At 37.2% G+C, this 11,510-nt stretch carries 12 protein-coding genes; 4 read left to right on the plus strand and 8 right to left on the minus strand.

Translation table 11 applies throughout. The features are described 5' to 3' along the window. Window positions 1-123: 123 nt before the first annotated feature. The 7 genes from Q4489_RS14325 to Q4489_RS14355 form a co-directional block, all read right to left on the minus strand. Window positions 124-1,278, minus strand: coding sequence for a serine hydrolase (locus Q4489_RS14325; protein WP_303481457.1), 1,155 nt, complete (start codon window positions 1,276-1,278; stop codon window positions 124-126). A gap of 516 nt (window positions 1,279-1,794) precedes the next feature. Further along, on the minus strand, window positions 1,795-2,259 hold the full coding sequence (locus tag Q4489_RS14330; RefSeq protein ID WP_303481459.1) for a nuclear transport factor 2 family protein: 465 nt from the start codon (window positions 2,257-2,259) through the stop codon (window positions 1,795-1,797). A gap of 81 nt (window positions 2,260-2,340) precedes the next feature. Beyond that, complete coding sequence (locus Q4489_RS14335) at window positions 2,341-4,032, minus strand: DUF2326 domain-containing protein (RefSeq protein WP_303481461.1); 1,692 nt, start codon at window positions 4,030-4,032, stop codon at window positions 2,341-2,343. After that, window positions 4,022-4,246 (minus strand): ABC-three component system middle component 6, encoded by a 225-nt coding sequence (locus tag Q4489_RS14340; protein WP_303481463.1) that lies wholly within the window; start codon window positions 4,244-4,246, stop codon window positions 4,022-4,024. The genes Q4489_RS14335 and Q4489_RS14340 overlap by 11 nt, the downstream gene beginning before the upstream one ends. Next, window positions 4,236-4,820, minus strand: a complete 585-nt coding sequence (locus tag Q4489_RS14345; protein WP_303481465.1) for an ABC-three component system protein — start codon at window positions 4,818-4,820, stop codon at window positions 4,236-4,238. Before Q4489_RS14345 ends, Q4489_RS14340 begins: the two co-directional genes overlap by 11 nt. Before the next feature lie 10 nt (window positions 4,821-4,830). Next, window positions 4,831-5,070 (minus strand): hypothetical protein, encoded by a 240-nt coding sequence (locus Q4489_RS14350; RefSeq protein ID WP_096013089.1) that lies wholly within the window; start codon window positions 5,068-5,070, stop codon window positions 4,831-4,833. A 158-nt stretch (window positions 5,071-5,228) separates the two neighbouring features. Further along, entirely contained in the window at window positions 5,229-5,423 is a 195-nt protein-coding gene (locus Q4489_RS14355) for a hypothetical protein (RefSeq protein ID WP_303481470.1), read from the minus strand. Between the two features lie 267 nt (window positions 5,424-5,690). Between Q4489_RS14355 and Q4489_RS14360 the strand changes: the two genes are divergently transcribed. Beyond that, the gene (locus Q4489_RS14360; protein WP_303481472.1) at window positions 5,691-6,656 is read left to right on the plus strand and encodes an integron integrase; all 966 of its coding nucleotides are present in this window, start codon (window positions 5,691-5,693) and stop codon (window positions 6,654-6,656) included. A gap of 114 nt (window positions 6,657-6,770) precedes the next feature. Here Q4489_RS14360 and Q4489_RS14365 read toward each other — a convergent pair whose 3' ends face one another. Next, entirely contained in the window at window positions 6,771-9,005 is a 2,235-nt protein-coding gene (locus Q4489_RS14365) for an NADP-dependent isocitrate dehydrogenase (protein WP_303481474.1), read from the minus strand. A 144-nt stretch (window positions 9,006-9,149) separates the two neighbouring features. Here Q4489_RS14365 and Q4489_RS14370 point away from each other — a divergent pair, with 144 nt between their 5' ends. From Q4489_RS14370 to Q4489_RS14380, 3 genes are all read left to right on the plus strand, one after another. Then, on the plus strand, window positions 9,150-9,293 hold the full coding sequence (locus tag Q4489_RS14370) for a hypothetical protein (protein ID WP_303481477.1): 144 nt from the start codon (window positions 9,150-9,152) through the stop codon (window positions 9,291-9,293). A gap of 219 nt (window positions 9,294-9,512) precedes the next feature. Next, window positions 9,513-10,763 carry an efflux RND transporter periplasmic adaptor subunit gene (locus Q4489_RS14375; protein ID WP_303481479.1) on the plus strand — a complete coding sequence of 417 codons (1,251 nt, stop codon included), beginning with the start codon at window positions 9,513-9,515 and terminating at the stop codon, window positions 10,761-10,763. Between the two features lie 23 nt (window positions 10,764-10,786). Next, window positions 10,787-11,509: an ABC transporter ATP-binding protein gene (locus Q4489_RS14380; RefSeq protein ID WP_303481481.1), complete on the plus strand. Its 723-nt coding sequence runs from the start codon at window positions 10,787-10,789 to the stop codon at window positions 11,507-11,509. Window position 11,510 lies beyond the last annotated feature (1 nt).

The raw sequence follows: 11,510 nt of genomic DNA on the forward strand, positions 1-11,510 counted from the left end.
TTCGATGCTCAGAGACGGTGTAATGTGGGAAGCGCCAAAAGTGTAAAATTAACTATTGACGCCATAGTCTCTTGTTAGTTGCCGATACTATGAACTTTTATTTTTTGAATAACTAAAATCATACTAAAATATTGCAGGGTCAGTCACATCCCATATTCTAAGTTTAGTTAGAATTTTTGGTATTTCGTAAGTAAAAACATTTGCATCGAGTGAGGAGCTATTACACATAGCAACAAAGGCTACTTGCTCCTTGGGTCTACGGATATAACTAGTACTTGTGCCCATCCATCCGCCATTGTGCAGCGTATAATTTGGCTCGATATATTGCCCGTTAGCATAAAAAGTTATTCCGTTGTTTTCGTAGGAGTGTTGACTATTTGGCGTATTAAATTGAGTCATAATTTTGTTAGGGGCATCACCTAATTTCGGGGTATAAAAGTGATTATCCCAAATCAACATATCTTCGAGTGTCGTGTAAAGACCACCGTCACCCACAACAAAAATATTTGTTTCATAACGCTTTAATCCATTATCTTTGAATGTTCTATATCCTTCGGCACGGTTAGGTACTATCTCTCGCATATCATCAGCGAAAAAAGTGTTGCGCATACCAAGTGGTTCAAAGATGTATTTTGTAGTGTACTCACGCATGGACATACCACTGGCTTTGGCCACTAACTCCGACAATAAAAAGTAAGCGAAGTTGCTGTAGGCCTGCTGAGTATTAGGTTGATGCTCTAAAGGAAGCGATTTTATAACATCGTAGTATTCTTCTTTGGTCAGGTAGTCCTCATCACCAAGTCTGAACGGACCACCAGCGGGAGACAGTAATGGTTTGGGTAAAAGCGATTTTAGTGTATCGTAATCTGCCATCCCTGAAACGTGTCCTAACATTGAGTTGATAGTTACTTTTACACCATAGTCTTTCAAATCTGTAAGATGTTTCCGTATATCATCATCAAGGTTAATTTTACCTTTTTCGGCTAATAACAATACCGCAAATCCGGTGAATTGTTTGGATACAGATGCCATACGAAATACTGATAATGAATTGAGTGGAACCTGATGTTCGATGTTTGCCAAACCGTAGCTTTTCTTAAATAAAAATTGTTGATTCTTAATAATACCTACAGAGCACCCCGGTCCATTAGTTGGAATTGACTCTTCTGCAATTCTATCAATTTCCTTTTCCAGCAGCGTTAGTTGGGTTGGGTTTCCCATAGCAGCAAATGAAAATAACAAAATAACCCCAGCGATTCCTTGAACATTTTTATACATTAATTTTCCCTTTTTTTATTATTAATCATTCTGATATTTGTATCTCTTTCCTATACAGCAATCAGTTAAACCAACTACGTAGAACCTCGTAGGTTTGCTTTTTTTTTTGAAAAAGTCAACAAAGTGATGAAATAAGATAAACCGGATGCTCACAATTATTGTTATTGACACTGAAGACATATTTCGAAATTTTCGATTACGACAGCTTTAGTCTTACAGCCCCTTAAAATTAATAAATAGAAGATTTTCTCTTGCCAAATTTTACATTTTAAAGTGGCTAACCAAAATGCAATTGAATGGTTAGGCTTGATGCAATTGTATTGCACTAATGGTAGATATTTTCCATCAAAACTCAACGCCTAAGGCTACTAACGCCCTAATAATGGGCAAATATCAGTTGGTTAAAATAAGCGACGCAGGAGCAAAAACCAACTGTTATTTGTGATCTTCCCCCACAAAAGTGGAAGGTCTCCACTTTTGTGGGGGAAGATCACTATGCACCTTGTTAGGCATACATTAACCATGGTGTCGGCGGATATGCTTTACTAAACCTGATTCGTCAAACTCTAATGAGACAATATTAGTTTTACTATATTTAATGGTTTTATCTAAATGTGCTGGCTTAACTTTACCCATTTCAGTCATTTTTATAAAAACAACATTAGCTCCTACCATAATTTCGTTTATCTCAATATTGCTGCTTATAACTTCATCTTTTAGCTTACCAACCATATCTGAACGGAGTTTCGATTTATCAGTATACGTAAACTTGAATTTAACATGTTCATCGATGAAGTTATCAGATAATAGTGATATATAATGGTCTATTTCTTTAGTGGTTGTATTTGGTTGTTGGCGAGCATTTTTGGCTGATACAAATGCCTTTGCTTTCTCGATTAATTGATCTGCCGTGAATTTGTCATTTGCAGAACTTGAAAAAGATAAAATAAGGGATATGAATACTAAAGTTAATTTTTTCACTGAACTCTCCTTGTATGCCTAACGCCTCAAACATCGGCGCAGCTTCGCTGCGTCCGAGTGATTTGACTTGTTAGTTTTTGTTTAAACACAAAAGAACTTTTCATCCTCATCAAGAGATAAGATTACATTTTTGGATATCTTCTTGTAAGTTTCTTCTGATATTTTATCTGATAGCATTGACAGAATCTGTTGACCCGGTAGCTTCTTTGCTTCTTTGAAAATATCTTCAATCTGTTTTTTGTCAATATCCTCAATGCTGTCATGAAATATAAAATTTGGTCGATTCAGCTTTAACTCATTAATGGCATGTATATATGCAAAATCAAAAGCAATGACTTCAGCTTTCTTCTTCCCACCCTCAGGATTAGTTGCTGAGTTATTGAGCTCTATAGAACAAATACCGCTATCCTTATTGAATTCTAAGTCTATGCTGTATTCTTCATCGTGAAGACTTTTTGTAAGAGATCCTAAATGTGTATTGAATTTCTTCTCAAACTCATAAACATTGTCAATCTCTTTGGAAATAGCCTCAAGGATTTTTTGCAATTGAACTTCAGCTTCAGTTTGATCTAATTTTGCCTTGGACTGCTGTTCCATTAGACCTTCTAACTTTCCAAGTTCAACTTTAAGCTCACCAAGGCGTTTCAGATTTTTAGTCACATTGTCTAAGCTTTCCTTGGACCTCATATCAGAAAAAACTTGTAACTTATCTTTCCGTATTGAACTGAGCTCCGCTTGAAGACCTTCAGATTCCTCATTCAATTTAGGCAGGTCAATCGTAAGAAAGTGCCTCTTTTTTTCAACGAGATTTCTATGGAACAAAATAACGTCTTCAAGTTCTCTTAAGGCTCCATCAATTGCTACACCAGAGAAACTATATATAGCTTTAAGCTCGTTGATTAAATAACCATCTTTGTCTTTGGATAATAGCTCGATAGTATGATTGATATTGTCTACTTTTCGCTGTATTGATAGAAGCTCTTCGGTATATCGGTCTTCTTTTACTTGTAGTTCTGAAAGCCTTTCTATTGGATTCGAATATTCTGACGAGTATTCGAATGTTAAAAGGTTGCTCTCTAGCTCTTTAGCATCTGCCTTATATTTCTTGATCTCACTTTTTGGCTTTTGCTCTTTCACTAGAGCATTTATTGAAGTGGAATTCCTTTTTCGTCTATTAACCAGATTCGTTGCATCTCTTTTTTCTGTAAGTAGATACGTATTATTGAAACCGAAAAGGTATAAAAAAAGCTCGCTGTAATCTTTTAGCCCTTGTCGTTTATCAAGAAATTTGGTCGTACTTAACATTCTATGACTGTCATTTCTAATGAATTTAGGCGCTACAGCTCGAACAGAGGGCCTTCTAGTAGATATATTAAAGATTTTATCCTGAATAAATGACTCATATCCCTTTTCTTCAACAACTTCACCATTTACCCAGAATTTAGATTCAGATTCTCCACCAATACATAGATTTCGAGAAATTTGATTTATTTTATTTGAGAAGTCAAAAAAACTGAGAGAAGCAGTTACAATGTTGTTCTTAAAAAGCGCTTCTATCTCAAGATTTGGCTTTTTGAACTCTTCATCGATGTAAATATTGTCTATACTTCCTAGCATTAGAAAATCAACCACTCTTGATAATGTTGATTTTCCGACGCTGTTCCCTGTACGACCAGAGTTAGGCTTGTTTGTGATGAGGTTAAGGCCTGTCTCAAATTTAACCAATCTTTTTACTTCGCTATTTATCTTTATTTCAAGGGTATCAAGCTTCATTTATAAAAACCTCTGTTCCATTAACCCCAATAGCCTTAATTGCAAACAACCAATCTAATGACAATATAATGTGATCAATCGATACTTTTAGTTCTGAAGAACAGTCAGTGAGTATCGTATCCAAGGACGGATTTTCCTCTGCCAATTTCTTTAGAATTTTTGCCCCGATACTCACAACATTTATTTCTGGGTCACAACCATTTCTAGGAATCATAAGTTGGATTTTCCATAATTATGCACTCAATAAAAGCATGAGCGACGACGACATTCACGCCCAATTCTACTTGCTCTTTGTAAGCTGGAGTGTTTTTTGATTCAAATACAGTATTTTTTAATCTTTGAATAATAAAATCTAAAATAAACTCTGAGTTTTCTCTGACTTTAGCTATGTTTATATCGCAAGTTAGATAGTCGATTTCAACAGCATCTAAAGCAAGATAATATAAATCGTTTAAATTTTGCAGGATTGTATCTTTTCCAAAAGTTATCAGTGAGTCTATCTCGGAATAGGCTTCTTCTACTTTTGAGGAATGATCTAAGTATTGCTTTATGATATGACTTTTAGCTTTAAGATTATTGTGTTGAATCTTCACAACTGTTTCAGAGGACGGGCGTCTTCTGCTTTTCTTAAACGTAAACGGCTTATTAGCTAATGACTTTAGCAACTCATTTATAGCCGAGCTGATCTCATATTCGGGTGAATCCCCGATTATGATATTTCCAGCATTACGTTCAACTTGAACTGTTTTATTTACAGGGGGGTTACCCCCTTCATTTCCTATGGTCAAGATTCAGTCCTTACATGTCAATTTTCATGCCGCCAGAGTTGTTCTTTGTATAAACATTCTTCTGGCCGTTTTGCATAACACTATCCTGACTATTATCTACTGTCGAATTCTTAGTTATTTCACCAATTTTTATTTTCAACTGTTTATTTTTCTTTGATGTAATCACAGCAAACAATGTACTTCCTACAGTACATAGCCAAGCCAGCGTGACCCCAATGTCTGATTTTACAAATTCAATGAAAGTATCCATTTCTATCCTTGTTGATAAATGATGATGTTGATGAGAAAACTAACGCTCCATTCAGGGGCTGATAATAGCTTGCTAAAATGTGTAGCGAAGCGGAACCGAGCAAGCTGTTAGCAGTCCCGTTACTGTAATGGCTTGTTATGTGTTTGGTCTATTGATTGCTAATCAAAAGTTTCAGAGTTTGATTTAATATATAAGCGTATTAAAAAAGCAACAAACAAATAAAATATGGTCATTATTACGGAGCCTCCCAAAGTTATATTATCGAAAGTTCCTTGAAGATAAATACCTGCAGTAGCAAAAATACAAAATATAATAAAAATGCCCCAAAATGCTTTATTCTGATTATCACTCATAATTCCACTCCATAGAAAAACACATAACAGCTTATTCATAAGAACCGTTCTCGCAAGTAACGCAACGAACAGTTCCTCTTTTCATAAAATTGAAAATTTAAATTATCACTTCTTCCCAATTATATCAACGAGATAGTGCTTTGTTATTCTCGCTTTCTACGATTATTACAAGAATTAACCTCGATTTCTTGCTAAAAACAAGAAAATCACTAAACTGTATATTTGTACAGCAATTATTAGAATTAATTTTGATGAAGGATTATCAACATGGCCTCACCTTTTTTAGCCGCTATCAAAGAGTTTATGTGGACGCGTCGTTACGCGAAAAGAACAATTGAAACCTACTTACATTGGATAAAATACTACATTAACTTTAATAAACAGAAGCACCCTTTAGATTGTCACGACAAAGAAGTTGAACGTTTTCTTAATTATCTAGCAAACCAAGAAAATGTTGCGCCTAAAACGCAAGCAGTTGCATTAAACGCCGTAAACTTTCTTTACAAAGAGTATTTATCTAAGCCTTTGTCATTAGCACTTAATTACAATAAGTCTCGTGTGCAGCCTAAGTTACCTGTTGTATTAACACCAGACGAAATAAAAACGTTGTTTAAATATATTGATAATGATTACAAGCTTCCTTGCGCATTAATGTATGGCAGCGGATTGCGAGTAATGGAGGTAGTTTGTTTACGAATACACGATTTAGATTTTAATTTTCATTGTATTAATGTTTGGTTTGGCAAAGGCGGAAAACATCGCCGTGTTACCCTGGCACCTGAAATTATCAATGATTTAAAAACCCAAGTAAGATTTGCCACTACCTATGTTAAACGTGATTTAAGAAACCCGTCATATTCTGGTGTGTATATGCCTTTTGCATTAGCCCGTAAGTATCCTAATGCGAACAAAGAAGAAGGCTGGCATTACTTATTTCCATCACATAGATTAAGCGAAGATCCAGAAGTAGGCATGCTACGCAGGCATCATATTCATGAAACTATGCTAAGAAAGGTGATAAAGCGCGCCGCTAACAAAGCCTTATTAAAAAAGCCTATTAGTTGCCATACATTACGGCACTCATTTGCTACGCATTTACTGCAACGCGGGGCTGACATTCGTACCGTTCAGGAACAATTAGGCCATACTGATGTGCGAACCACACAAATCTATACCCATGTTATTGAACGAGGTGCAAATGGTGTGAGAAGTCCACTATCTGATTTATACTAAGTTATCCATTCGGTTACATAACACTAAGTTTACCCATGCGGTTACATAACAATAGTCAAACAGAAAAAACCCAGCGCAGGGCTGGGCTTTTTTATACGTGTACTTACTAAGCGCTTATAAAAGGCTAGAAAGAATCGTATTTAATGTTTCACTTGGGCGCATTGCTTTAGTCGCTAAGTCATCAGCAGGTTGGTAATAACCGCCAATGTCTTGTGCTGGGCCTTGTGCTTCATTTAACTCTGCAACAATTTTATCTTCTTGCTTCGTTAATGCTTGAGCCACAGCAGTGAACGCTGATTTTAACTCTTCATCTTCATTTTGAGCAGCAAGCTCTTGAGCCCAATACGTTGCAAGGTAGAAATGAGAACCACGGTTGTCTAACTCTCCTACTTTACGAGAAGGCGATTTATTCTCATCTAAGAATTTACCCGTCGCTGCATCTAAAGTATTAGCAAGTACTTGAGCTTTAGCATTACCTGTGGTGTTGCTTAAATGCTCTAAAGAAGCAGCAAGCGCTAAAAATTCACCTAGTGAATCCCAACGTAAGTGGTTTTCTTTCTCAAATTGTTGAACATGCTTAGGCGCTGAACCACCGGCACCGGTTTCAAATAAACCACCGCCATTCATTAATGGTACAATTGAAAGCATTTTCGCTGACGTGCCAAGCTCTAAAATTGGGAATAAATCAGTGTTGTAATCACGTAATACGTTACCTGTTACAGAAATTGTATCTTCACCTTTACCACAACGCTCTAAGGTAAATTCACATGCTTGTGTAGGAGCAAGAATACGTAGATCTAAACCTTCTGTATCGTGCTCTGGTAAATAGGTGTTAATTTTTTTGATCATTTCAGCATCGTGTGCACGATTTTCGTCTAACCAAAATACCGCTGGTGTATTTGATAAACGCGCACGTGTAACTGCTAATTTCACCCAATCTTGAATAGGTGCGTCTTTCGTTTGACACATACGGAAAATATCACCTTCTTCAACATCTTGAGAAAGTAAAACATCACCAGTCGCAATATTTACAGCACGAATAACACCTTCACCTTTTGCCATGAACGTTTTATCGTGTGAACCATATTCTTCCGCTTTTTTCGCCATTAAACCAACATTAGGAACAGTACCCATCGTGGTTGGATCAAATGCACCATTTTCACGGCAATAGTCTACAACAGCTGAGAAAACACCTGCGTAGTTACGATCAGGGATCATAAATTTAGTGTCTTTTTGCTTACCATCTGGGCCCCACATTTGACCAGAAGCACGAAGTGCAGCAGGCATTGACGCATCAATAATAACGTCACTTGGTACGTGTAAGTTAGTAATGCCACGGTCAGAATCAACCATCGCAAGTGGAGGCTGAACGTCATATACAGCATTTAAATCTGCTTCAATTTCTGCCTTTTGTTCTGCAGGTAAACGTTCAATTTTAGCGTAAACATCACCAATACCATTGTTTACATCAACACCTAACTGTTCGAAAGTAGCTGCATGCTTTGCGAACACATCTTTGTAGTATACTTTAACCGCGTGACCAAAAATCACCGGGTCAGATACTTTCATCATGGTTGCTTTCATGTGAAGAGACAGTAATACGTCTTCGTCTTTGGCTTTTTGTGTTTCCGCTTCAAAAAATTCAACAAGTGCTTTTTTGCTCATCACAGATGCATCAATCACTTCTTTATCTTCAAGCGCTACTTTCTCTTTTAAAACAATAGCGTTGCCAGCAGTATCTACGTATTCAATACGCATATCAGTTGCACCTGCAACCGTCATTGATTTTTCACTGCCGTAGAAGTCACCTGATTCCATATGAGCTACATGAGACTTTGAGTCTTTTGACCAAGCACCCATTGAATGTGGGTTTTTCTTTGCATAGTTTTTAACAGCAGTAGGAGCACGACGGTCAGAGTTACCTTCACGTAATACAGGGTTTACCGCTGAACCTAACACTTTAGCGTAAGTTAATTTAATTGACTCTTCAGCTTCATTTTTTGGCTCTGCTGGATAGTCAGGTAACGCATAACCTTTAGCTTGCAATTCTTTAATTGCAGCTTGCAATTGTGGAATAGACGCTGAAATGTTTGGTAATTTAATAATGTTCGCTTCTGGTGTTTTAGCAATATCACCTAATTCTGCTAATGCATCGCCAATGCGTTGATCTTCTTTTAAATATTGTGGGAAATTAGCAATAATACGACCCGCTAATGAAATATCGCGCGTTTCTACGCCAATATCAGAAGAAGCTGTGAAAGCTTGAATAATCGGGAGTAATGAATGCGTCGCTAATGCTGGCGCCTCATCAGTAATGGTATAAATGATTTTAGATGATTCTGTAGTCATTTTTGGTCCTAGTTATTTTCAGCGAGTATGCAATAAAATGAATAAAAACCCGTAAATGTAAAATTAACATTCATTTTATTGAAAAAAATATTTGCGCGCGCATAGTAAAGGAAACCGCGTTTTAACACAAGAATTCACTCTGCTTTGCTAATAAAAAAGCATGCTATTTTACAACAATTAGTAATGGATACCTTGTTAGCGTATGCGCCGCAATATCGCTATTTATGGGGGTCAACTGTCATTTTTCAAGTAGGCTATAACGCAATTATCGTCATGGAACACATTTAAAGGTTGATCTTCAGTGGTCGTCTCGATTTCGATATTAAACGCCCTATGTTCACGTCTCGATATCGAGACTGCCACAAAATTCTTATCTAACAATAAATGTAATTTATTGAATTTTATATACATTTACATTTTGGCACTGTCTTAGCTTTATCTAGGTTACAAATCGTTCACTGTACTTTAAGCGCCCTGTTCGCTTTCGTTGATGTAAAAAGGAATACGATGGATATCGTTAGAAAAAAACAAAAAAACTTCACCCCAATCATAAAGTGGGCCGTTATTGCCGTGGTTATTATCTCATGTATATGGGCATTAACTTATGCCAGTAATCGTGGTCATAAAGTGTCAGCAAACAATGTGCTGTTTGATACAGTGCAATCTGGCGATCTTACTCTTGACGTTCGAGGCATTGGCGTATTAGTACCAAAAGAAGTCTACTGGGTAGCAACAGAAGTCAACGGGCGCGTTGACAAAGTGTTTAAAAAAGCAGGGGCTGCTGTTAAAAAAGATGACTTAATCATTTCAATGAAGAACTCATCTCTTACCCAACAGTTAGAAGAAAGCCAATGGGAGCTTGAAGAAACAAAAGCACAACTTAACGCTCAGCGTGTTGCGCTTGAATCACAAGTGCTAGATCAAGAAACACTAGTGATAAACAGTCAATTAAACTATGAAAGTGCCCTGCTAACGCTTAACGCTCAAAAAACTTTATTAAGTCAAGGCATCGTTGCCATATCCAAAGTAGAGCATGAAGAAGTTAAAATTGAAGTGGAGCAATTGTTACAACGATGGCAATTAGAAAAAAAGCGCTACGCCAAAGCACAAGAAAACTTAGTAGCACAAAAGCGAGCGTTTAACGCGCGTTTAAAACGGATGGAACGTGGTACAGCAAGAATTCAACACTTGGTGAACAGTTTAGAAATACGTGCATCAATCGATAGTATCGTACAAGAAATGCCATTAGAGTTAGGACAACAAATAACCGCAGGAACGAATGTGGCGCGGTTAGCTCGTAATGATGAATTTATTGCAGAAATTCGTGTGCCTGAAAAACAAATTTATCAAATCGGATTAACTCAAGCAGTAACCCTAGACACGAAAACCAGCAAAGTAAGCGGCGAGGTTATTCGCATTGATCCATCCGTTGTCAATGGTTCTGTACAAGTTGATGTAGCTATTACAGGAACATTACCCAAAGAAGCAAGGCCTGAGCTCAGTGTTGACGGTATTATTCATGTCGCCCATCTAACAAACACTCTTTATGTTAAGCGCCCAATGTATGCCAAAGCAAATGAATCAAGTGCTGTATATGTAGTAAACACTGAAAATAACAGCGTGGCTTTACGAGACGTAACTTTTGGCCGCTCTTCTCAAACTCACATTGAAATTATTTCTGGTCTCTCTGTTGGTGAAAACGTTGTGGTATCAAACGTATCGTCTTGGAAAGACAAACAAATTAACGCAATACAATAGTTAACAATAATAAGGAAAGCACAATGCAAAACCAAGATAATACCCTCGTGGCCTTGAATGCCTTAGACAAAATATTTTATACCGACGATGTAGAAACCCATGCATTAGAAGGAATTAATTTAACTATTCGCCAAGGTGAATTTATTTCAATTGCCGGCCCATCGGGTTGTGGTAAATCTACTTTATTATCTATTTTAGGTTTATTAGATACGCCGACTAACGGTAATTACCAATTATCAGGACACAACGTAACTAGTTTAGATAAAGACGAACGCGCGCTGATCCGCAATGAGAAAATTGGTTTTATTTTCCAAGCATTTAATTTAATCAGTGACTTAACCGTTCAAGAAAATGTAGAGCTTCCTTTATCTTATCGCTCAGATATTAGCAAAAGAGAACGCCAACAACTGGTAGCTGATGCTTTAAAACAAGTAGATATGCAACATCGTGCCAATCATTTTCCCTCGCAATTATCAGGGGGGCAGCAACAGCGTGTTGCAGTAGCACGAGCCATAGCCGGTAAACCCGCTATTATTCTTGCCGATGAACCAACCGGTAATTTAGACTCAAAAAATGCAGGAGCAGTCATGGAATTGCTGGATAAACTTCATGCTAATGGCGCTACCATTTGCATGGTTACTCATGATCCTCGTTCTGCAAGCCGCGCCGATCGCATCATTGAAATTTTCGACGGTAAAGTAGTTGCCGACCGCCCTTCTGAAACCCCAAGCGCTATCGCTATTTAGT

It is taken from the genome of Thalassotalea sp. 1_MG-2023, from assembly GCF_030546745.1.
Lineage (GTDB): Bacteria > Pseudomonadota > Gammaproteobacteria > Enterobacterales > Alteromonadaceae > Thalassotalea_C.

What these genes read in the sequence shown, in the direction of transcription:
- Q4489_RS14325 (WP_303481457.1), bottom strand. Translation starts at nt 1,278, where the DNA reads ATGTATAAAAATGTTCAAGGAATCGCTGGGGTTATTTTGTTATTTTCA.
- Q4489_RS14335 (WP_303481461.1), bottom strand. Translation starts at nt 4,032, where the DNA reads ATGAAGCTTGATACCCTTGAAATAAAGATAAATAGCGAAGTAAAAAGA.
- Q4489_RS14340 (WP_303481463.1), bottom strand. Translation starts at nt 4,246, where the DNA reads ATGATTCCTAGAAATGGTTGTGACCCAGAAATAAATGTTGTGAGTATC.
- Q4489_RS14350 (WP_096013089.1), bottom strand. Translation starts at nt 5,070, where the DNA reads ATGGATACTTTCATTGAATTTGTAAAATCAGACATTGGGGTCACGCTG.
- Q4489_RS14355 (WP_303481470.1), bottom strand. Translation starts at nt 5,423, where the DNA reads ATGAGTGATAATCAGAATAAAGCATTTTGGGGCATTTTTATTATATTT.
- Q4489_RS14360 (WP_303481472.1), top strand. Translation starts at nt 5,691, where the DNA reads ATGGCCTCACCTTTTTTAGCCGCTATCAAAGAGTTTATGTGGACGCGT.
- Q4489_RS14365 (WP_303481474.1), bottom strand. Translation starts at nt 9,005, where the DNA reads ATGACTACAGAATCATCTAAAATCATTTATACCATTACTGATGAGGCG.
- Q4489_RS14375 (WP_303481479.1), top strand. Translation starts at nt 9,513, where the DNA reads ATGGATATCGTTAGAAAAAAACAAAAAAACTTCACCCCAATCATAAAG.
- Q4489_RS14380 (WP_303481481.1), top strand. Translation starts at nt 10,787, where the DNA reads ATGCAAAACCAAGATAATACCCTCGTGGCCTTGAATGCCTTAGACAAA.